Below are 22,121 nucleotides of genomic sequence, written 5' to 3' on the forward strand. Positions count from 1 at the left end.
CTAACTTCATATGATAAGGAGCAGCGCATTTGCATTTTTAGGGATTATAGTAATTAACGTTCTTGTTATCTACTCCTTTCTCTATATGCCGTTTATGTTTTCCACGTTCTATCCTTCCTTCTTACCTGGGCCTATCTACGATTTTAATCCTATAAAATATGCCGAAAGTTTTCCAGTGAGCACTAATTACTCATCATTAACTTCTGGCAACTTGCAACCCCTTTTCATTTATAACATATCTGGAAAGCCAATTCTAGGACAGATTATCGATATTTTAAAGCTTAATGCCAGTCAGGTAACTCCAGAAGCTTATTGGAGGGTAGCAAATTTAGCAGGTTTCTTTTCTAATTATACTATAACAAAAAATTATTCCGTATACTTTCTAAATCCCTACTATTATGATAATATATCAGAACAACCTAATGTCACAGAAATCTACCTAAACATTTCAGATGTATATGCTTCTCCCTTTTATACCTCTTACCCTCCAAGTGATAAAGTTAACACTAGCTTCTCATTTATTACTACGGATTCATTTTCTATTCAGAGCTATGCTAGTTGGAACTTTACTAATATTGAATGGCATTTTGGAGGAAATATATCTCAGAACGAATCTTACTATTACTATACTGCTACATTTAATTTGAATAAGTATATAGTTGTTAATAACTCTCACTACTACTATGATGGATCTCTTAGTACTCGAATAACCGTAAAACCTTGGGGAGTTTCTCCAAACGTTATTTCAGGTTATGTGGTGTATAATCAAAGCTTAAGTATTCCCCTAATTCTTCATTTATCTGCAAATTCAGTAAAGCATCAGATAGGCAATTACTCTTATGTCCTTACTCCATCTTATCCACCTAAAGTTAATCCAGAGTTTTATGGCTATATTTTTTATAATTATTTAGTTTATCTTTCTTTAAAAGTAAATGTTTATAATGGTTCATCCCCAATAACCTTCATTTTACTTAACGGCAGTAAGGTATATGCAACAGAAGAGAGATATTTTAATTTCACTCTAGATTTGAAGGAAACTAGTATTTCTCCAAAAACTTTCAATATTAGCTTATATACTTATGATAGTATTAAAGTGGGAAGCTATTATGTTGATAGATATTGGTCACCTGGATATATAATAATTTGTCCGCAGATATATATTATCTATAATGGAAATTTGAAACTCTTTAAACTGAATTTTTTTATTCAAAATCACATGATAGAAACCCCACCAGATTGGGTTTTTAATCACGAGGCATTTACTGAAATATATGGGAACAATTATGCTAATATGTATTTGCAACAAGTAGGCTACGATTACGGTCTTAATAAGTTATTGAGTGAAATAGTGAAGAACTTTACTACAGACGAGAAATACGAGAAGTACTTAAGTTGGGAGTTACTACTGCTTTCTTCTGAAATTTCTATGCAGATTAATTATTCTAATCCTGCTCAAAATTACACTATGGCGTTGCTAAGCAAAGAGGGTAGTGAGTATCAAGCTTTCATGCAAATGGTATATATAGTGTCTTGGAGCTTATGGTATACTACGTTTAATGGTTCATACTATTTTCTAGGTAAATGGATTCCTTGGACTTACGGTCTTTTCACTGGTTTTTCCATTCCAAGTTTCTATAATAAAACAGCAATTTTACCTTATATAATATTGAATAGCTCTAATGCCTCATATTTATTTTTTAATATTGAATCGTTCAGGGTAACCTCATGGTGGTATGAAAATTCAAGTCCAGGTAATGGCTCAATCCATATGGATCATTTTAATGTTTATTCGTATGTTCCTAAGGAGGGAGACGTTTTAGTTTTACATAAATATTATAATTTTAGCAATATTGTATATATACCTACATCATCTACTGAATTTATTGTGATGGAAAACATAAGTAATGGGCCCGACGGGATTTGAACCCGTGACCTCCCGGTTTCTGAGCACCCTATCAGCCGGGCGCTCCACCAAGCTAAGCTACGGGCCCTCTTAATTTATATCTCAAATTTCATAATATAAAGCTTACTTAGCATTTGTTATCTTCCTTTTAGTATCACGAGAAGATACCGAGTATTCTTGAATATAAACAAGATTATATGATTTTCTAATATTGAAAAATCTAAATAATTTCTAACATTCCTATTCAAGTAATATGAAAATAATTTAGAAAGAAGCATCGAGTCCTGGCCATATATATAAATATATTTTAAAAATATAGGCATATTAATGAAAAGCTATTATGCAGATCCATAGAAATCCTTAATAATTATTTTTTACCTCATTACCTAGATATAGATGAAAGAGTGGAAATACAAGGTATTATTGATCAGCCAGATAATATTAATAATGTTTTTGTTTTCAACCATTTTAACGCATTCTCAAACTGCTACAAATTCATCTGCAATTCAACAATTGAATCAGTCAATACAATCGATCCTTAATAGAACATCTAGTTATCCAGCCACAGCAGTACCATCTTGGCTTGATACTGGTAGTAACGCGTGGATGCTAACTGCAGCTACTTTTGTGGGATTGCAAAGTGTACCTGGCGTTGCATTATATTATGCTGGATTGTCTAAAAAGAAGTATGCAGTTAACTCAGCATTAATGGTATTTTATGCATTTGCAGTAGTGTTGGTCATATGGATAATAGCTGGTTATAGTTTTGGTTTCGGTTATCCAGCATTACTTTCCATTCACGGCTACGGAATATTTGGATATCCTGTTCCAGCGTGGGGAGGACTTTTTGAAGCTTCAGAAACTACATACGGCCCTAGCGGTCTTCACGCAAATATACCAACTGCCACCTTTATATTCTTCCAGTTTGTGTTCGCCGCAATAACGCCGATATTATTAGCTGGAGGAGTACTGGAGAGAATGAACTTCAAAGCTTGGATGGTTTTTGTGCCCTTCTGGTCTCTCCTAGTATATAGCCCAGTTGCATATTGGTTGTTTGCGGGAGGGTGGTTAAATCAATTGGGTGCTGTGGACTTCTCTGGAGGTTATGTTATACATGTTGATGCTGGAGTGGGAGCTCTGGCTGCGGCACTAGCAATAGGTCCTAGGTTAGCCTCCGAAAGAAGACTAGAGGCACACAGCTTGCCTTTAATTTTAGCTGGAGCGGGGCTAATTTGGCTAGGCTGGGATGGGTTCAATGGCGGTGATCCACTAGGAGCTACAGTAGATGCTGCAATAGCAGTGCTGAACACAAATATTGCAACTGCAGTAAGTGCTGTAGTATGGATGTTAATGGACATGAAATTCTTTGGAAAGCCAACGTTAGTCGGGGCTACCAGTGGTGCTATAACTGGCTTGGTCGCAATTACACCAGCTGCAGGATACGTAAATGGTTGGGAAGCTGCGTTAATTGGAATAGCCTCTGGAAGTATACCATGGATGGCACTATATTGGTTAGAACCAAAACTAAGAGTTGACGATACACTTGGAATATTTTCTACTCACGGGATAGCTGGAATAGTAGGTGGTTTATTAACCGGAGTTTTTGCGAATCCCGCAGTTACACAATTTATATATCCAGGTTTAACAGGAGCCCTCTATGGTAATTGGTATCAGCTAGGAATTCAAGCGCTTGCAGCAGCAATTGTGTTCGTATACGACTTTGCAATAACTTTCGGCCTTCTAAAATTCATAGGATTATTTATACCATTACAAGCGCAACCTCAAGAACTAGCGATAGGAGATTACGCTATGCATGGAGAGGTAGCATATTCGGAATTATTAGCTACAATTCCAGAAAACGCTAAATCTAAGGAACAACAAGTCGTCTTGCCTAAGAAAGAAAAGGAGAATGAGGAAGAATGACAAATAATAACTTTTTTCCGTAAATTAAAGTGATTTATTTTCTGTCTCTGGATATATTGTATGAACGCTTAATAACTTGTTATATCTTATTTTTAATTGGTGGGCCGGTAGCTCAGCCTGGAAGAGTGCTCGGTTCGCACCCGAGAGGTCCCGGGTTCAAATCCCGGCCGGTCCATTATTATGATGACCGATGGGCGGCTTGAATAATGATGATCCATTGTAGCACTGATAAAAAGTTGAGATAAATATAGCTAGTTTAAGATTTTTCTTAACTCCGGATTTTTCTGAATAATTTAATTATGTGTTAATAATTAAGGTCCCTTAAATTAGTATCATAATATACAGCAAATTGATGAAGTATAGAATAATTCTATACACTACTAATGATGAAGACATGCTACAACATATAATATAAATATATTTCATATTGTTTACAAAATATTAAGAATAGGTATTCTAAGTTTGTCTTTTATGAAAAATGAAGCAAAGTACATGATGAGCATTTTAAAAATAATAGGATTGGTATGTAAGGTTCGTGTTTACCTATGGCGTAGCTTATGATTACTTCTAATTACTTCTAATTCCGCCACGGGCACCCTTTTAAGAGATTATACAGACTCACCCTTAAGTCATTGGGGCTAGTTGAGGGAAACGCCTATATAGGTTTATTAGTCGGGGAGAGTAATACTCTCCTCGACTGGGGAAACATGGTCGACGTGAGTTCTGAAGCAAAGTCTTCGGCTACGGGCGTGACTCACCCCTACCGTCGGACTGAACATTGTGATAAAATTCACGAATATAGGTGTGACAAAGAGGTAGGGGTAATAGGAATAGACGTATCAAAAGATTATTTAATAACTAGTAGGGGGAGGGTGAGAAAATACGAGAACAGTAAGAAGGGTTATGAGGAAATCCTCAAGATAAAACCTTGCGTAATAGTCCTAGAGCCTACCGGAGTATACGCAATAAGGCCTTCACAATACTTCAAGGAGAAAGGGATAAAAGTACTACAAGTAAGCCCAAACATGTTATCAAGAGAAAAGGAGTTTAGGGGAAAGAAAACAGATTTTTACGATGCAGAAAAATTAGAAAACATGGTTAACAAGGCTAAGGAGTACGATTACAACCCCTTAAAGGAATTAGTAACACTCTACCTCTTCCTAAAGGACATAGAGACGAAATACAAGAACAGGCTAAAGAGAGCACTATTCCTAGTAAGCGATAACGATAAGGTAAGCAAGGACAGGTTGGAAAAACTTGCGAAAGGAGATTTCACACAGGAAGAACTATACCAACTTGAATACACCCCCTTAGTACTTGAGGAAATCAAAATCCTGGCTAAAAACCTCCTAGAAACGCAAGAGAGGTTGAAGGAGGTTAGGAGGATGATTGAGGGGCAAGTCCCTCAAGACCACGTCCTATTAACGATACCAGGTGTTGGGAGGCTTGCAGCTGGTATTATTATTGGTATTGTTGGTGATGTTAAGCGTTTTCCTAAGCCTGAGTCCTTTGTTGCTTATTGCGGTTTAGATCCCGTAGTGGAGAGGAGCGGGAAGGCTGTGGTAAGTAGGGGGATTTCCAAGAGGGGTAATAAGTACTTGCGTAGCTTGTTCTACTTTTTAGCAATGAGGAGTTATTCTAGGAACCCAACCTCATTGAAGTTTTATGAAACACACAAGGATAGGTTGAAGGGTAAGAAGTTGTATGTCGCTTTGGCTAGGAAGTTGGCAAGGGTTGTTTGGAGTGTTTGGTATAATAATAAGCCTTATGAGCCTAAATAGGTGAATCCCTCCCCCGAATCGCCACGTGGGTTGAAAGGACCCACGTGGCAATGTTAGCTAATACTATGCTTGAAGTTTGAGCGAAAGATTTATTACTGAACGCCACTACCCTCCTATTCGCACTCTCAGAACCTCGTGAGCAGAGCCCGTTATCGGTAGGGAGCTCATCAATATATGATAATAAAGTAATACTATATAAACATAATCATAATAAAGATATTAATTAAAAGTAATTAAAAGTTACGCAAAAAATGTTACAATCTCGAACTTCTTGAGATGAGTTCGGAGGAACTCTAGACGATAAAAATATTTATATAATTATTCATGACATGAAGAAAGTCAATTAAGGTTTAATTACATTAAGTTCTTTACACCTTGCAATGCATTCTGAAATGTCTACAAATTTCCATTGACTATTTGGTGAGAAGCACTCGCGTACGCAAGGATCTTCTACTTTTGACATATAATCACCGATGTTAATTTGATAGATGAGATAGAAAAAATTTTTCTATTAGAATGAAAGGAAAACTAATATGAAAGAAAAGGTAGGAAATTTAGAGCTTGAAGTTGAGGCAGTGATAGATATCAACGGTGAGGAATATAAGGTTGTAAATGTACCTAATGCTGATGAATATAAGGGATTTCCTCCCTCATGGGAGTTTGTGAAATCACACATGCTAACATGGAGGCCTTATTTTAAGGCCAGGATGATTGAAATTAATAATCAGCTTATTCCGGCAGTAGGAAATTTTTTACTTAATTTAGACGAAGATATGTATGAGTTATTATTGGACGTTTATTATACGTTTAAGGTAAATAAGCCCTCCATAGAGACTAACATTAGCACAGTAATTACGAGGCAAATAGAGAAGGTTGAGGAGAAGTTTGGCAGGAGATTTAATGAAGAAGAAAAAACAAGATTATATATTAAGTATGGAATAGAAGCTGCAATATTAAGAGATATAGGTGTTATAAATTGACAACGATAACGTTTACTGCAGAAGGTAAGCTAGAGAGGGATAAGGTTATTGTAGACTTAAATGGAACTGAGATAAGAGTAGGTTTATTAGGATCTGATAATCCTACTCCAGAGGAATTCTGTCTTGCTTCTGCAATATCTTGTCTTATCTTGACTGTGTACTATATAGCAAGAGAAAAAGGTGTCGCTATAAATTCAATTGAAGGATATATTGAAGGGAAAATGGATACTAAAGGATTTCAAGGATTTAAAGAAGTCCCTCCAGGTTTATTAGAGGTCAATTACGAGTTAATAGTTGATTCGAAAGATACTAGGATAAGTGAAATATTAAAAGAGGCTGAAGAACGATGTCCAATGAGGGATACGTTAACAAGGAGTGTTAAAGTAAATATTAATTGGAAAATCAAAAGTTGACTTTTTTAATTTTTAATTATACATTTTATACCGGGGTACTTATGGCAGTGGAGGAAAGTATATTAGGTGCCGGAGAGAGGGAGAGAAGAGAAATTGTAGGTTATATCCAAATGCTTTTAGATTCAATTAATGATCTAATGGTAAAGTATAAGCTAGAATTAAAGAACATGGGTGTAATTAATAGATTAGCTATAATAACTGAGATAATTACTATGCATAAGTACAATCCAGAAACATATATGGGAACTTACTGGGAGGAACTGGTAAGTATAATTAATACGATTAAACAAGACCAGAAACTTGCCAATGAGTTAAAGGATATAGAGGAGTTAATCGAGAAGATAAATAGTCTGAGGCAGTTAGCTAAATTTTAATTAGAAATTCCGGAAGTAGTTCCTTCGCTTTCTTTAAGTGTTTTTCTATTTCCCCTTTAGCCAGCTGTTTAAAAGGCCCCTTATACCACTCTTTCATCTTTATCCTACTTCCAGTACCTTCTGATGTTATGTAAAAATCGAATCCGAATGATACGTTAAATAATGGTATTTTCTGTGACGCATAATACCTAGTTATGTACCTATCATCGTCTAACTTTACATTATACACAGTTAAAGGAGTATCCCAACTTATGACCCATTTAATTCTTAATAAATGAACTCCCTCTCTTATGCTAGAAACTGCTTTAATTTGTGGTATAAACAAGGTCAAAATTGCTGGATTTATAATTTTTTCATTAACGCTCTTGGGCGATAAAGGGACTAGAAAATCAATAGTGTCGCTTATAGATCCTTTAACTTCAGTACTTTTCTTTACTTTTACAGAATAAACTCCATCTTTTTCATACTCTTCACACTCATATCCCAATTCATTGCATATATCTTCCAATGTATTTTTTCCCTCTTTATCTACTTTAAATATAATCTCATTTTCGTCGGATTGTATATTCTGCATCACTATAAACTTCCTAACATTAGTATCTCTTTCTACTGTCAAATCTATCTCTTTCATACATGTATTATGTTTATATTATGAGTAAAAAAGCCTTTCTTTACTTTTACACTACTATATATCCATTAAATATTACTAACCGACTTTAAGTAATTTAATATAATAAGAAAATAAGGTAAAAATTTAAATAACCTCTTGTATTTCAGGTTTTCTCATAATTTCAGTTAATGCATCTATTAAATCGTTTTCATTAAAGCCAAATATCACTGGTTTCTTCTCGTTAAATTCGTCAAGAATTACTTCTCTTATCTCCTCCAAATTAGCTGATACTCCCTTTAGCCTATCTTCCAAATATTCTATGAATCCATTCGGTGACATGACGAAAAAGTCACCAGAAATTGATATTTCATCAATTTTCTTATTTACTATTTTAAGGGTAATTCTTAACAACTTTCTAGCCTTATAGTCAAGGTGACAAAGAGCTACTGCTGACGAGATTTTAACGCATCTTTCTGTGTGAATATTAGGGTGTCTATTATCCTTGTAAAATATCCATTCCTCTTTAGCCTTTTCACTTGCCAGTTTCTCCCATAATTCTATTTCCTCTGGTGTTAATGTTGAATCCTCGAATTTGATGCCTAATTCCTTTTCAAAGGCTTCCTTAAGTTTTCTGTTAATTTCATCCCTAGGTGGAACATATCCTAATTCCTTTTCTAATGATGTTAACCATTCTGACATATCCTTAGCCATTTTGTCCCTAAACTTTTCTGTAGGAACCTTTATGCACTTACTAATTAAATTAACATCTAGGCTTAACAAAATATTGCCAGCTAATACAACTGAATTACCACGTGTCATTGCACCGTTTCCACTTATTTTCTTTCCATTGACTACTATATCTTGATCCCTTAAATCGGCGTTCAACCCATATGAACGTAAAACGTTTACTACGGGCGTGAGGAATTTCCTATATAGTTCAGTGGGATTTCTTGGTGCATCTTCCTGCCTAACCACAATAAAATAATCATGTTCTCCTGCTGTTATTACTACTGTCCCTCCTCCTAAATCACGCCTAACTACTGGAATTTTCATCTTTTTGGTAAATTCTAAATCAACTTCGAGCCATACTTCTTGATGGACTCCTACATTTACAAAGGGCTCCTTAACTGAAAAAATCAATAATGTATTTTTCCCTCCTCTATTTACATAATCTGCTACTGCTACGAACGAAGTTACCATGTGATAGCCGTCTTGAGGAGGGAGAGATATAAATCTCCAACTCATTTTATAGCCTCTTGCATGTTAACTTTTCTGAGGCTATTAACTCCTTCAATTTCTGTATTGCTGCCTGTCCACTAACTAGTTGTTTCAACTCCTCTGGATTACTCATCTTCATCTTTACTAACCATCCTTTTCCATAAGGATCTTGATTTATGATTACTGGACTTTTCTCTGCCTCTGCATTAACCTCAACCACTTCTCCAGTTACTGGTGCGGGAACTGGTCCAGCCCACTTGCCACTTTCCATGGTGGCTACTGGTCTTCCTTTCTCCACTTTAGTGCCTTTTTTCTTTATTCTTACCTTGACTATCTTCCCTGCCATTGTTTGTGCGAGATCAGTTATTCCTACAACAATTGTATCTGAGCCCTCTAATCTAGCCCAAACTGTGTTTTTACCTTCTATAAAGTAGTAAAGATTTTCTGGTATTTCACAGTTTGATTCAACTACCATACTAGGTCAGTAATATAATAAGTCTAATTAACTAAAAAAAGTTTGCTTTAGAAAGCAGTTATCAGAAAAATGAGAATAACGAAATCTTATTTTTTAGATAGTTCAATTTATGATATGAACACTAAGGAAAGATCATTGCTTGTAAGCTGGATAATATGGAGCGCAGCGTACTATATGTATTACCCGTTTATATCCATTTATCTTTCTCGTTTCGTGGAGGAATCTAAATTAAGCCTATTTTTCGCAGTATTTCAAGCTGTGTCTTTACCTCTTCCGTTAATAGGGGCTAAAATAGGTAAGGGTAATAGAATTCTTCCAATAATTGTTGGAATGCTAGTGGGAGGGGTAGGTATGGCAATGCTTCCTTTTTCCAGAAACATTTTGGAAGCTACCATATTTATGTCTCTTAATTATTTCATATTCTTATCGCTTCCCTCTTATTATTCTCTAATGTCAGAAATCGGTGAAGGCACTATAACTAGAATATGGTCCCTATCGATCTTACCCTCTATAATAATGCCTTGGTTAGGTGGAGTTATAGCCCAATATTTAGGTTTAAGATGGCTTTTCGTGATAGGTGGAATAATTCTTGCTATATCTTTCTTACCTATGGCGAATTTTTCATACATTTCGTTGGGTCGAATTTCATTGAGCTTTAAAATTAGCATGAGGTCATTTCTTCCATCAATTTTAATCTTGCCTATAGCGATGGAATTTCCTTATATTTATCTAGTAGTCTATGGCTATTTTCATTTAACTAAGGAGATTGTTGGAATCATAGCTACTTTGGCGGAGATTCTTGGTATAGTATTAAGCTATCTAGCGTCAAAGGTCATATCTAGAAAGAAATATTTCCTCTCACTATCTCTATTTCTCTTCTCTTTAACATCCTTGTACTTTCTATCCCCAACTATTGCAATCTTTTTTGGTTGTTGGGAGGCAATTGTACCGTTGACCTTGGAATATTTCTCATATAGGAAAACTGTCTATGATTTTGCACTGATCAATATTATGCAAGGTCTAGGCTGGATTTTCGGATACCTAATAGATTATCTCATTCCAAATATAAGTCTTTTATTATTAAGTAGTAGCCTTATAGCTTTTTTATTAGGCTTGATAATATTATTTACCAAGGATTGATGGCAATGAATGTTAAAGAGTTAGCAATTCTCACTTTGTTATCGGAAGGTGAATTAAGCGTTAAAGAAATACAAGAATACGTAAGTATATCAAGAAGGAATCTGGTAAAAACTATAAGAAAATTAGAGAGAAAAGGTTATATTCAGGAGAAGGCATATGTAGGAGACGATGTTATAGTCGAAATTACTGAATATGGAATGGAAATGTTATATAAAAACTTCGTATATTTAAGAGATTTAATAAATGAAATGGAGAATGTTTTGTGTACTAAGTTCGACTGTTAATCACGTAAATATATTATAGAAGTCTAATATTCGTTTAAGCTTATAGAAGACCGGATGAGGCTTATTTCTAGGATAATATTTGAAATCTTTTAGTAACGAATCATCGGTAACATAAACTTTGAGTAAATTAACACCGTATATTCCATACATATAATATGATGAGACTCTTTCTGCAACGGATATGAAATCCTCCACAAAATCACCTACCTCAACTATATAACTATTTTTATCAGATACCTCAGAAATCATGGGAATTCCCTCATCTTTAGAGTAACCCTCCAATTCAGGTTGAGTTATATATGATGCATGCACTTCAAAGGTCTTACTATCTCCTTCATATTCTACTAGGAGCGCAATTGGCTTCAGACCTATTAACTTTCTTAACTCATGTTTAAATTCCCTCTTATCAGTTATCCCTCTTTCATATATGAACACCTTATTTGGTCTCTCATACAGTCTTAGACTAGCCTTTGTTATTACTCCAAATAAACCTTGTGAACCAATTACAATTCTCCATCTGATTTTTCCAAATGTAGTTATGAAATCTACCCACTCTGTGAAATTCCAAGGTGTGCCATATGCTGTAGATAAACTGGATATTTCATTAAGCGCCAATAGACCGCCTATACTTCCATCATAAATTGATGGGAGTAGTAAGTCCTTTTGTGATGCCTCTTCTCTTATTTTCTTAACATCAGCACCGCTGTCAGCTATTACCTTGTTGTCACTTATTTCGAAATTGTTGAGTCTTTCAGTTGTAACTATCACTATATCGGGTTTGATTTCCCTTTTAGTATGAGCTCCAAATCCCCTTATGCCAACTTTCTTATTTTCCCTTTTAGATTCACTGATTATCTGAAAGACCTCATTCTCATCAGCTGGGTTTACTTCTATCACAAATATTATCTTTATCAAAAAGATATTTAACCATAAAACCCACTTACCTAGTGTGCCAAAAGTAGCTGTAATTATGGGAAGTAGAAATGATTGGGAATATATGAAAGAAGCTGTAGAGATTTTGAAACAATTTGGTGTAAACTATGAAGCTAGGGTGGTTTCAGCTCATAGAACACCAGAATTTATGATGCAGTACGCTAAAGAAGCAGAAAAAAGGGGAATAGAAGTAATTATTGCTGGGGCTGGTGGGGCTGCTCATTTGCCCGGTATGGTTGCTTCACTTACAAGTCTTCCAGTTATAGGTGTCCCTATTCCCTCAAAGAATCTGAATGGTCTTGACTCACTTCTTTCAATAGTTCAAATGCCCTATGGTGTCCCAGTAGCTACTGTGGCAATAGGTGGTGCTAAAAACGCTGCGCTACTGGCAATAAGGATTTTAGGAATAAAATATAAGGATTTAGCAGAAAAAATTAAAAAATTCTCGGAAGATATGAGGAATGATGTTCTCAATACTGGACTGGAAGCCTAAGATTGGAATATTGGGAGGAGGACAATTAGGTTGGATGATGATATTAGAGGGAAGGAAATTCCCATTCGCCTTTTACGTGTTGGAAAACGATAAGAACGCTCCAGCTTGCAGAATTGCAGATAGATGCTTCTCTCCTCAAGAATATAAAGAGTTCGTTGATTCTTCAGACGTTATTACATTTGAATTTGAACATGTATATGAAGAAGCACTAAAATACGCTCAAGAGAGTGAAAAGTTATTACCTAGACTTAATTCTGTAGAGTTGAAGAGGGAACGTTATAAGGAGAAGCTCTTCTATAAACAACACAGTTTACCTACTCCTAGATTTTCCGTAGCAGAGAATGGTGAGGAGGCATTAAGAATACTGAGGGAGGAGTTTAACAATATAGGAGTTATCAAGGAGTCTAAAGGAGGATATGATGGGAAAGGTCAATATTTTATATTTAATGACGTTGAAAAATACCAATTCTTAAGGGAAAAGAAAGAAAAGATGGTCGTTGAGGAATATATTAATTTTGACTTTGAGGCCTCAGTTATTATAGCTAGAGACAAAAAAGGGAATTTTGTCAGTTATCCCCCCACATATAATTACAACGAAAAGGGCATTCTAGTTTATAATTATGGGCCTTATTTTAATCAAGAAATTATTAACGTAGCTAAAAGGTTGAGTGAGGAATTGGATTATGTAGGGACTATGGGGGTTGAGGTTTTTGTAACCAGTGGTAAGGTTTTGATTAACGAATTTGCTCCTAGAGTTCATAATACGGGTCATTATACTCTAGATGGAGCTCTTATCTCTCAATTTGAACAGCACTTAAGGGCTATAATTAATATGGAGTTAGGTCCAACTACTATTTTATCTCCTAGTGGAATGGTTAATATTTTGGGTACAGATAAAATACCAGTCGAGGTATTAAAATATGGCAAAGTTTACTGGTACTCTAAGACTGAAGTTAGAAAGAGGAGAAAATTGGGTCATATAAACGTGGTAGGGAATAATCTTGAAGAAGTTAAGCAAAAAATTGATAAAATTAGACAACTAATTTATCCTAATGGGTTAGATTTATGAGGTTCAAATTTAAAATCTGGATCGAGACAGAAGAGGGAAAACCACTAATAGGGAAAGGTGGAGTAAAATTATTAAGGGCAATTGAGCATACTGGTTCTATTTCGAGTGCTTCCAAATCAGTTGGTGTTTCATATAAGTTTGCCTGGGAATACATCAAAAGAATTAATGAAATATTGGGCGATTCCGTAGAAATGAGAAAAGGAGGAAAGAATGCAGGAGGTTCTAAGGTTAATGAAAAGATAGATAAGCTGTTAAGTATTTATGAGGAGGCCCAGAAGGAGATTTCAGAAATCCTTGAAAAATATAATAAAAAGATAAATGAACTATTCAATGAAGAGGAGAAAAAAGGTCAATAATAATTTATTTTAGGCTCTTTAGCGCCTTGACTAACGTAAACGCAAAGGCTGGTAGATCACTAGGGACTCTAGAAGATATCAGATTTTCATCTACTACCACATCGTTATCAATGTAGATTCCACCTGCAGCTATTACATCATCTTTTATTGACGTGACTGACGTTAGTCTTCTTCCTTTAACAAGATTAGCTGAAATTAAGATTTGAGGACCGTGACATATTGCCGCAACTAGCTTTTTCAACTCAAAGAATTTTCTAGTAAGATTTTTAACTTCCTCTAGGGTCCTTATATGTTCTGGTCCTCTACCTCCTGGTATGACCAGTGCTACGTAATCCTCTGGCCTAACATCCTTGAACGCGATGTCAGAAATTACAGTATATCCGTGCTTCCCTGTAACTCTGGCATTAGCCTCTTTCCACGCTATTACAGGTCTAAAACCTTCTTCAATTACCCTGTAGTAGGGATATAATAGCTCAATATCCTCAAACTCTTCTCCAACTATGAATAAGACCTTTTCCGAGTCCATAACTTAGATACCTTGCTCACAGCTAAAAAGTTTTTCTATATATAGACGATTTAACTAAAAAATATAAAGTTTCTTTTTAAATGATATAATTATTTCTCTCCTAACTGTTCTCTAACTATCTCTTCTATCTCATCAGTTCTAAATCCACTATATACGGCAGCATAGTGGAATATTAGTCCAACAATTGTAGCAGCTATAGTATCCCACGGAAAAGGTATTGGGGCTGAAGTACCTAACGGGCCAAATCCTCCGAAGAAGCTGATTATATAGATTACTAATATTAGCCCTATTAACCAGAATCCGCTCCTTATATATTGTTTACCCTTTCCATTCACTAAAGCATACCCAATTAAGCTAGGTACTAATAATATTCCTAAAAATCCTAAGAAATATAGAACAAAGCTTGAAATTATATCACTTATTGGCGTCCCTGGTGGTACAGTTAGTATGTTAATATAGGCAAAATATGCCAAGAGTATATTAAATATGAGTTGTGCCACACCTAGTACTATTCCAACAACTGAGTTTAGTTTTAATTCTCTTATTGCATAATACATCCAAAATAGCGGAACCCCAACGAATAATGCAGTTAGCACATAGTATAGTGTTGTAAAACCAGCCCAATATACGATTAATATTGCAGCGATAGTAGCTATTGGTGCTATGATACTAGCACCACTCAGTCTTACTCTTCTCTTTAGATCTGGCGCGGTTTTTCTTAAGGTTTGTAATCCTATACCTCCCATAATATATGTAAAGACTGTTGCTAAAGAAATGAATCCCACTAACAGATACCAGCTTGGGAATGGTAGTAAGAATATGAATCCTAGGATTAGTGAAGCTACGATTGACCATATGGGTATTCTATGTTTATTTAATTTGAGGAAGAATTTTGGAAAGTAACCGTCAGCAGCTATACCATAAAAAGTTCTGGTAGTAGTTCCAATGTAGATTAAGCCAGTACCACTAGGAGATATTATAGCGTCCACAAGTAATAAATATCCCCAATAAATTAAACCAGCTATACCTAGGGTAGACCCAAGCGTAGTTATCTCTCCATAGAAAGGACCACTAGACCAGGGTCCAGATGATAATGCACTCCAATTCCCTGGAACATATCCTTTACTTATATTTATTGCATATTGCCAGTTTATAGCGCCTATAAATGAAACTTGAAGTAGTGTATAGATTACTATAGCCAAGAGTAATGCTATGACTATTGCCCTTGGTACATCTTTTTGTGGATCTTTAGCTTCTCCAGCAAATTCTACTGGTTGCCTAAATCCCAAGTATGCGAAGACTATTCCAGTACTGGGTATTGCATAAAGCATCGCTGATGGTCCTATAATCCCAGAGGAAGCCCCAGATACAAGTGAAGGAAATAGACCTCCATAAGACGTGAAATTCTTTATATTGAAACCTATAGCTAATAGTAATATAAATGTAATTGTTGGGACTATAAGTTTCCAGAAAGTTATTCCAGTATTAGTCTTCCCTAATACTTTTATTCCGAAGTAATTTATAAAGAAAAATACTATTAACAGCAAGGTAGCAAGCCCAATTCCAGGTAACGTTAGAATTGTTACTCCATCAGCTGTAGTGGTCAGTAAACTACCCATATACTAGTTAATGGAACTGATATATGTTATCGCTGCTTCAGCTTCTATTGCAGGCACTGTCATGGCTGATAATAAGTAAAGAAATCCCAAAATGTAACCAGCGTAACTCCCATGCGTGTAATGCGGATATCTAACGATCCCACCAGTTCTAGGTATTGCACTTCCTAGCTCAGCATAAGCCAATCCTACGAACATTATAAGGATTCCTCCAATTATCCAAGCTAGTACTGCAGATGGTCCAGCTACTGAAGCAGCAGCTAATGATGCGAATAACCAACCAGATCCTATTATTGCCCCTAAACCTAAAAATGAAATATCTAAGAGGGTTAGTTCTTTTCTTAACAGTTTATCACTTTGTTGTGCGGAAACTTTTGTGCCTTTTTCGGCCATAATTAAACTTTAAAAAATAAAACTATATAAATCTTCATTATCGGCAACTTATAATTAATTATAATTTGCCGAAGAATTAGTACTAACTTTTTATGTATAAGTCTGCTTATATTGAATAATTTAATGTTATTTTGTCTTATTTTATTCTTTTTAGAAAATACTGAATACAAATAGTATTATAGTTAAATATCAGCAAGTCAATCATTCAAAAATTTTAATAACTTTCTTTGAATAAGCTACTTCTGGAAAAGGGTGTGACATAATGGTTGTAAAAATAACATTTTTCCATGATGTACTGTGTCCCTTCTGTTTTGTAACGTCTCGGAGGTTAAGGAGTGTCGCAAGGAAATTTAATGATGAGATAGTGGTTAAGCATAAGGCTTTCATGATAATATCGTCCTTGGACGATCTAAAAGCAGCTGCCCCAACGGAAGAGGAAGCTAGAGAATTATTTAAACAAGAATTTTCTATCATAAAAAGGTATTTTCCGGACTATGATCCAGAAAAAGTAATAGGTAAGGGTAAAATAACGTGGGTTTGGTCTCTTCCTCCTTTAATGGCATGTAAGGCTGCTGAGTATCAAAGGGGCGATAATGGGTATTGGGATTACTTTGATAAGGCGCAAGAGAGGTTCTTCTTGGAAGGTGAAAACGTTAATGATGATAATGTTTTGATTCAGATAGCAGAAGAGTTAGGCTTAGATATAGAGAAATTTAAGGAAGATTTTAAGTCTAAAAAGGCTAGGATGTCAGTTTATGAAGATGAAGCTGAAGCTCATGCCATGGGAATTAGGGGAGTCCCAGCGTTGTTAGTTAATGATTATTGGCTAATTAGGGGAGTTCAAGATGAGACTTATCTTGAATCGGTTATAGAGGATTTATTATCTAATGGTGGAGAACCTAAAAAAGTGAAACTAAAAGCTTATTGGGAAGCTACTTAAAATCTTTATACATGCTTAAACGAATTAAAGATTTCATGTCAACACCAGTTTTCCAGGTTGAGGCAAATACTTCACTTCAAGAGGTCTGTAAGTTGATGCTAGAGAGAGGAGTAGGATCAGTAGTGGTAACTGAGCAAGGTGTCCCCAGGGGGATATTTACTGATAGAGATGCAATTAAGGCAATTGCAGCAGGTTTAAGTTCCAGTGATGAGGTTAGATTAGCAGCTACTATGGGGAATCTAATAATTATCGACGAGGATACCGATGTATTCGAGGCTTTAAAAATAATGGCAGCTAATAAGATTAGGCATTTACCAGTTAAGAATAAGAATGGAAATATTATAGGAATGTTCTCGATAACCGATGTTCATAAGGTTTATAGCTAGCTAAAAATATTAATTAGGATTCATATATGCTTATAATGTGAAAGTAGGCTATATGATAGACAGTAATGGTGAAATTACTAACCTCAGCAATGCAATTAAGCTAGAAATCATAGACGGGTCCAAAGAGATTATAAGTTTAGCTTACGGAAAGCTTTCAGATATACCCAAACTTAATGTTCTAATAGGGAGAGATTTTTTACAAGGTGAAGTTTTATTTCTGAAGAATTATACAGATTTTCTTGTAGATAAAAATAAGCTGGCCAGTGTAATTCCCATTCGGTTACCTTTAAATAGACAAGACGCAATTTGTGTTGGAACTTTCAATTGCTATGGTGTATCTTTTAAGGATGTGATTTTTTCATATCCATTTCCTTTTAGAGACTCATCGTTTAATTCCGCAATTATTTTTGAGGTTCTTGATCTAGATATAATTAGAGAAGTAAATAGGGTAGTTAAAAGTGGCTCTAAAGTATACATGATCTTGCGTGATAGATTATTTGGTGGAGCTGATCCGTTAGAAGGTTTAAGAAAGCTTTCCAGTAAATTTAAAGTAGTTATGGTAAAGGAGAAGGAAGGATTTTGGATAATTGAAGGAGTTAAAAAAGGATAATCCAGTACTTCATGCTTTGAAAGGGCGAAGTTTCCCTCTATCCTTTATTATTTGGCAGTGAATCCAGGCTTAACTAGTTTACTTAAGTCTAATATTTTATTTATTTCATTATCACTATATCCTAATTCCCTTAAAGCTTCACGTATAGACATTCCCTTATTTAACTTCTTTCCTATTTCAGAAGCTTTATCATAGCCTATTACTGGAGATACTATGGTTATAAGTGAAGGAGATGATTCAGCATATCTCTTCATTTTCTCCACATTTGCTACCATTCCATCAATTACTAATTTTGACATCTTCTCTAAAGCCTCAGAGACGAAATTAACTTGAGTTACAATATTATAACCAACTAATGGAATACCCATTGATAACTCAAATTCCCCTAACATTGAAGCGAATTGATTTGCATGATCCAATCCCACAACTTGGGCTGAAATTAGTAAAGTAGCCTCAACTGTAACTGGATTAGTTTTACCAGGCATTATCGAGCTACCAGCAATCTCTTCTTGTGTGGGTAAATCTATTTCGTTAAGACCAGTTAAAGGACCGGAAAACATTAACCTTATATCTTGTCCTAATCTGTACAAGTTTACTGCAATATTTCTCAGTGCTCCACTTAATAGTAAGAGATCCGTGAGTAATCTCATTGCCCTAAACCTATTAGCTGGCTTAAATCCTAAACCAGTGATTCTGTTTATTTCATTAATAACTCTCTCTTGAAATTCAGGGTGAGTATTTAGTCCAGTACCCGTTGCAGTACCTCCAATTGGCAACTCCTTTACATATTCCAAAATATTCATAACTTGCTCGCGTTCATGTTGGAAGGCATCAGCATATGCTGAAAGTTCTTGACCTAAAGTTACAGGCAAAGCATCTCTTAAATGGGTTCTACCTGCTTTTACAACATCCTTATATTCCTCCGCCTTCTTATTTAAAGAAGATATTATTTGTTGTAATGCAGGAAGTAATCTATTCGTGACCTCAGCTACTGCAGCGATTCTAATTGCTGTAGGTACAGTATCATTCGATGACTGGCCGAAATTCACATGATCATTTGGATGCACTTTAAGGTTAGAGTAACTAGAAGCTACTTCTGCTATAACCTCATTTACGTTCATATTAAGTCCAGTCCCAGATCCCGTTTGAAAGACATCAAGTACTATTTTATCATCTAATTTTCCATCAATTAAATCTTCAGATGCCTTAATAATTGAATTCGCAATCTTTTTGTCTAATAATCCAAGATCTGCGTTCACTTTGGCGCAAGATTTCTTTAAAACTCCCATAGCCCAAATAATTCTTCTAGGAAACCTGGTTCCGGTATTCATAAAAAGCTTGGGCGCAGTATCGGTATATTTCATAAGTAAAAGAACGTAATCCATTGTATTAAATCTTTATAAGCAATTACCTTTGATGTACGTTGTGGATCGCTTCAGAATTATACAAAAATTTTTAAGTAATTATGCAGAGTATTACCCATGGAAAAGAAGAACACTAGGGATTGGAGCAAGTACGATGAGAACGTGGTAACAAGATATAAGCTAATGTTCCCCTTCTACGTCTTCGAGAGAGTGTCCCAAGCGCAAATAATTGAATAAATATAGTATGATAGAAAAACAATTTTATAATTAATTAAGAATAAAATATAATTATATCTTTCAGTATAACGAGAGATTAAGCTTATATTGTAATGGAAAATAATCAAGTATAGAGAAAAACAGAATTTCCAACATAGTCCACACTACCTTGATCAACTCTCGCGGTATAAGTTAGTGGGCGAGTTGACTCTCCGGAACACGCGATAACACAGAAGTGTAGATGTAGGAGTTGTAAATCAACGCGATAACGTAGACAAAGAGCTCGACCATACCCTTTTCAGTAGCGTAAGGCCTCCAATACCTCCTCAAGAAGATCCCAAAGAACTCCACATACCTCCTGAAACTAGAGAAACCTATCAACCAGGTCGAGGACTTCCCCACGAAGCCCCTATCCACTACCTTATAACCGCTGCGAGAGAAGCCAACCTTATTGTCCGGAAAATTGGCCAGCTCCACTTGAATCTGGGGCTACCAGTTATAGTTGTGGTAGCAAAAGGTGAAAAATAATGACAAAAAGTAAAAATAACCCCGGAAGGGGTAATACCATAAGGGAGAGTAATACCATGAAAGTAATGGAAGAAATAAGAGAAAAGATAAGAAAGGCAATCAAAGAAGGAGTTAGCCTAAGGGAAATAGAGGAGATAATCTTGCAAGAGGCCATGATGGAAGAGAGGGAAGCCTACCTAGAAGTTGAGGACGACCACAAGAACGGGACCTACTTCAGATATCTGGGAACCGGAGACGGAGTATTAAGACTCAGAGTACCGAGAACCAGAAAGGGTGGCTTCAGACCTAAGATCCTTCCGGAGAAGTACGAGAGGACCAGCCCAGATTACGAGGACTTCCTCCAGCAGCTCGTTCTATCAGGCATGACTCCAAGTCAAGTCAAGAGAGCATCCCAAGTGTAAATAATTCAATAAATCTATGTATAAGTTTATAGATAATAACTCAAAAGAAAGCATAAACTCTTGAGAAATTTTGAATTTTCACTTGGAGTAAAATCTTGAGTAATACTTAAAGGGGACCGGGAAGACGTAGTACAAGGATTGGGAGATATGAAACCTTGGATAGAATACTACAATCTCCCGGTCCCCTATGATAAACTATCATCAAGGCATAAAACTCTTTTGAAAATGCACTACATACTAATCACCTCAAAAGCACTATCATCACTAGACCTATACATACTTAGAGTACTCATCGTCATGATGATATGGCAATGCTCCTACAGAGATGTAGAAGCATACTATTACACGGACATTGTAGTAAGATGGTTTCTAGGAGAACGCAAGTCAAAATCCGAAAACCACAGAAGGGCAAAGAAACTTAGGGGAGAAATAAAGAAAGCATTCAAGGAATACGCAAAAGAACTTGAGGAAAAGCTAAGCAAACTAGAAAACTACTTGCCAAGTAGTGCCTTATACGGCAAAGTTAACAAACTCTGGGCAATAGATTCCAACATAATCGAAGTACCCTTCGGAAAGAGAAACAAGGAGACATTAAAGAAAAAGCTAGAACTCAACTTGAGACAAGGAAAGTTTAGGGAAGCAGCAAACTTAATTTACTACTATATGAGGGCTAAGATTCATCGTAGATTTAAGGGTGAGTTTGCGAAGAAGAGGGGTAGGAGTTTCTTCGGCTTCAAGGTTTTATATGCTATTTCCCCAACCATGATTCTTCACGCAATTCAAGTTGAGTTTGCAAACTTTCCCGATAATAAGGTTGGTTTTGGTATGAGTGGTTATAAGGTTGTTGATAGGGGTTTCTTGGGAATGCCCTCAACTTGGATAATTGGTTTTTCTAGTTTTAGACGTTATGTTGAATTCTTTGGTATTTTCTTGAAGAGGTATTGGAGACCTTACGCTATTAACAAGGATATGGTTGAGGTTTTTGTTTACGTTATTGGAATAATTTACAATTCCTTGATTTACACTTCCGTGTTAGCAAAAGTTCCGCAAGAGGAATTTGTCAAACTCTCTAGTTAACCCTAGGCTAGGGTTAACTAGAATAATATGGGGTATGTTTGAAATTCATTTTTTCTCAACTATAAGTTATTTTATATTACAATAAAATATTAATCTTCCCTCATATTGAAAG

The 22,121-nt window shown here is 35.6% G+C and carries 21 protein-coding genes, 2 tRNA genes and 4 pseudogenes; 18 read left to right on the forward strand and 9 right to left on the reverse strand.

Annotated features, from left to right (window positions below; all coding sequences use genetic code 11):
• Positions 1–10: 10 nt before the first annotated feature.
• A complete protein-coding gene (locus YN1551_RS17975; RefSeq protein ID WP_012716094.1) occupies positions 11–1,924 on the forward strand; it encodes a hypothetical protein in 1,914 nt (637 codons plus the stop codon).
• On the opposite strand, the gene YN1551_RS08275 is transcribed toward YN1551_RS17975, so the two are convergent.
• A tRNA-Ile gene (locus YN1551_RS08275) sits at positions 1,906–1,991 on the reverse strand. The two genes, YN1551_RS17975 and YN1551_RS08275, sit on opposite strands and share 19 nt — an antisense overlap.
• A 308-nt stretch (positions 1,992–2,299) precedes the next feature.
• Here YN1551_RS08275 and YN1551_RS08280 point away from each other — a divergent pair.
• From YN1551_RS08280 to YN1551_RS08305, 6 genes are all read left to right on the forward strand, one after another.
• A complete protein-coding gene (locus YN1551_RS08280; RefSeq protein ID WP_012713605.1) occupies positions 2,300–3,826 on the forward strand; it encodes an ammonium transporter in 1,527 nt (508 codons plus the stop codon).
• Between the two features lie 101 nt (positions 3,827–3,927).
• Positions 3,928–4,001, forward strand: a tRNA-Ala gene (locus YN1551_RS08285).
• A 532-nt stretch (positions 4,002–4,533) separates the two neighbouring features.
• Positions 4,534–5,607 (forward strand): IS110 family RNA-guided transposase, encoded by a 1,074-nt coding sequence (locus YN1551_RS08290; RefSeq protein WP_012717539.1) that lies wholly within the window; start codon positions 4,534–4,536, stop codon positions 5,605–5,607.
• Positions 5,608–6,140: 533 nt separating this feature from the next.
• A complete protein-coding gene (locus YN1551_RS08295) occupies positions 6,141–6,587 on the forward strand; it encodes a hypothetical protein (protein WP_012713604.1) in 447 nt (148 codons plus the stop codon).
• Complete coding sequence (locus tag YN1551_RS08300) at positions 6,584–7,000, forward strand: OsmC family protein (protein WP_012716092.1); 417 nt, start codon at positions 6,584–6,586, stop codon at positions 6,998–7,000. Before YN1551_RS08295 ends, YN1551_RS08300 begins: the two co-directional genes overlap by 4 nt.
• A gap of 41 nt (positions 7,001–7,041) precedes the next feature.
• Positions 7,042–7,374, forward strand: a complete 333-nt coding sequence (locus YN1551_RS08305) for a hypothetical protein (protein WP_012713602.1) — start codon at positions 7,042–7,044, stop codon at positions 7,372–7,374.
• Here the strand turns inward: YN1551_RS08305 and YN1551_RS08310 are convergent.
• The 3 genes from YN1551_RS08310 to gcvH all read right to left on the reverse strand — a co-directional run bounded on the left by YN1551_RS08310 (position 7,364) and on the right by gcvH (position 9,677).
• Positions 7,364–8,005, reverse strand: coding sequence for a hypothetical protein (locus YN1551_RS08310; RefSeq protein WP_012716091.1), 642 nt, complete (start codon positions 8,003–8,005; stop codon positions 7,364–7,366). The genes YN1551_RS08305 and YN1551_RS08310 overlap by 11 nt on opposite strands.
• Before the next feature lie 123 nt (positions 8,006–8,128).
• Positions 8,129–9,229, reverse strand: a complete 1,101-nt coding sequence (locus YN1551_RS08315; RefSeq protein WP_012717540.1) for a lipoate--protein ligase — start codon at positions 9,227–9,229, stop codon at positions 8,129–8,131.
• A 1-nt stretch (position 9,230) separates the two neighbouring features.
• Entirely contained in the window at positions 9,231–9,677 is a 447-nt protein-coding gene (gcvH, locus tag YN1551_RS08320) for a glycine cleavage system protein H (RefSeq protein ID WP_012711182.1), read from the reverse strand.
• Positions 9,678–9,746: 69 nt separating this feature from the next.
• On the opposite strand from gcvH, the gene YN1551_RS08325 reads away from it, so the two are divergent.
• Entirely contained in the window at positions 9,747–10,817 is a 1,071-nt protein-coding gene (locus YN1551_RS08325; RefSeq protein WP_012716089.1) for an MFS transporter, read from the forward strand.
• Positions 10,817–11,101, forward strand: coding sequence for a MarR family transcriptional regulator (locus YN1551_RS08330; protein WP_015581133.1), 285 nt, complete (start codon positions 10,817–10,819; stop codon positions 11,099–11,101). The genes YN1551_RS08325 and YN1551_RS08330 overlap by 1 nt, the downstream gene beginning before the upstream one ends.
• On the opposite strand, the gene YN1551_RS08335 is transcribed toward YN1551_RS08330, so the two are convergent.
• The gene (locus tag YN1551_RS08335) at positions 11,102–12,016 is read right to left on the reverse strand and encodes an FAD-binding protein (RefSeq protein WP_012717541.1); all 915 of its coding nucleotides are present in this window, start codon (positions 12,014–12,016) and stop codon (positions 11,102–11,104) included.
• A 34-nt stretch (positions 12,017–12,050) separates the two neighbouring features.
• Between YN1551_RS08335 and purE the strand changes: the two genes are divergently transcribed.
• Genes purE through YN1551_RS08350 form a run of 3 tightly spaced genes read left to right on the forward strand, consistent with a single transcriptional unit; the run spans position 12,051 to position 13,952 of the window.
• Positions 12,051–12,527 carry a 5-(carboxyamino)imidazole ribonucleotide mutase gene (purE, locus tag YN1551_RS08340; RefSeq protein ID WP_012716087.1) on the forward strand — a complete coding sequence of 159 codons (477 nt, stop codon included), beginning with the start codon at positions 12,051–12,053 and terminating at the stop codon, positions 12,525–12,527.
• Positions 12,499–13,596, forward strand: coding sequence for a 5-(carboxyamino)imidazole ribonucleotide synthase (locus tag YN1551_RS08345; RefSeq protein ID WP_012716086.1), 1,098 nt, complete (start codon positions 12,499–12,501; stop codon positions 13,594–13,596). Before purE ends, YN1551_RS08345 begins: the two co-directional genes overlap by 29 nt.
• Positions 13,593–13,952, forward strand: coding sequence for a winged helix-turn-helix domain-containing protein (locus YN1551_RS08350; RefSeq protein WP_012716085.1), 360 nt, complete (start codon positions 13,593–13,595; stop codon positions 13,950–13,952). The genes YN1551_RS08345 and YN1551_RS08350 overlap by 4 nt, the downstream gene beginning before the upstream one ends.
• 4 nt (positions 13,953–13,956) lie before the next feature.
• Here the strand turns inward: YN1551_RS08350 and YN1551_RS08355 are convergent, their stop codons facing one another.
• Positions 13,957–14,478, reverse strand: coding sequence for a type 1 glutamine amidotransferase domain-containing protein (locus YN1551_RS08355; RefSeq protein WP_012717542.1), 522 nt, complete (start codon positions 14,476–14,478; stop codon positions 13,957–13,959).
• A gap of 89 nt (positions 14,479–14,567) precedes the next feature.
• Positions 14,568–16,487 (reverse strand): annotated as a pseudogene (locus YN1551_RS08360) (APC family permease).
• A 262-nt stretch (positions 16,488–16,749) separates the two neighbouring features.
• On the opposite strand from YN1551_RS08360, the gene YN1551_RS08365 reads away from it, so the two are divergent.
• From YN1551_RS08365 to YN1551_RS08375, 3 genes are read left to right on the forward strand one after another with little or no spacing between them, the layout of a single operon-like run.
• Positions 16,750–17,427, forward strand: a complete 678-nt coding sequence (locus YN1551_RS08365; RefSeq protein WP_012713593.1) for a DsbA family oxidoreductase — start codon at positions 16,750–16,752, stop codon at positions 17,425–17,427.
• 11 nt (positions 17,428–17,438) lie between these two features.
• A complete protein-coding gene (locus YN1551_RS08370; RefSeq protein WP_012711172.1) occupies positions 17,439–17,813 on the forward strand; it encodes a CBS domain-containing protein in 375 nt (124 codons plus the stop codon).
• Between the two features lie 52 nt (positions 17,814–17,865).
• Entirely contained in the window at positions 17,866–18,423 is a 558-nt protein-coding gene (locus YN1551_RS08375) for a hypothetical protein (RefSeq protein WP_012713592.1), read from the forward strand.
• A gap of 47 nt (positions 18,424–18,470) precedes the next feature.
• On the opposite strand, the gene YN1551_RS08380 is transcribed toward YN1551_RS08375, so the two are convergent.
• The gene (locus YN1551_RS08380) at positions 18,471–19,808 is read right to left on the reverse strand and encodes a class II fumarate hydratase (protein WP_012713591.1); all 1,338 of its coding nucleotides are present in this window, start codon (positions 19,806–19,808) and stop codon (positions 18,471–18,473) included.
• 96 nt (positions 19,809–19,904) lie between these two features.
• On the opposite strand from YN1551_RS08380, the pseudogene YN1551_RS16575 reads away from it, so the two are divergent.
• Positions 19,905–19,994, forward strand: a pseudogene (locus YN1551_RS16575) (IS5/IS1182 family transposase); the annotation flags it as partial.
• Positions 19,995–20,195: 201 nt separating this feature from the next.
• Here YN1551_RS16575 and YN1551_RS08390 read toward each other — a convergent pair.
• A pseudogene (locus tag YN1551_RS08390) lies at positions 20,196–20,489 on the reverse strand (IS5/IS1182 family transposase); the annotation flags it as partial.
• Positions 20,490–20,530: 41 nt separating this feature from the next.
• Between YN1551_RS08390 and YN1551_RS15885 the strand changes: the two are divergent.
• Positions 20,531–20,914 (forward strand): annotated as a pseudogene (locus tag YN1551_RS15885) (transposase); the annotation flags it as partial.
• Positions 20,915–21,079: 165 nt separating this feature from the next.
• Positions 21,080–22,009 carry a transposase gene (locus YN1551_RS08400; protein WP_012715708.1) on the forward strand — a complete coding sequence of 310 codons (930 nt, stop codon included), beginning with the start codon at positions 21,080–21,082 and terminating at the stop codon, positions 22,007–22,009.
• The last annotated feature ends 112 nt before the right edge of the window (positions 22,010–22,121 follow it).

Source organism: Sulfolobus islandicus Y.N.15.51, from assembly GCF_000022485.1.
GTDB classification, from domain to species: Archaea; Thermoproteota; Thermoprotei_A; order Sulfolobales; family Sulfolobaceae; genus Saccharolobus; species Saccharolobus islandicus.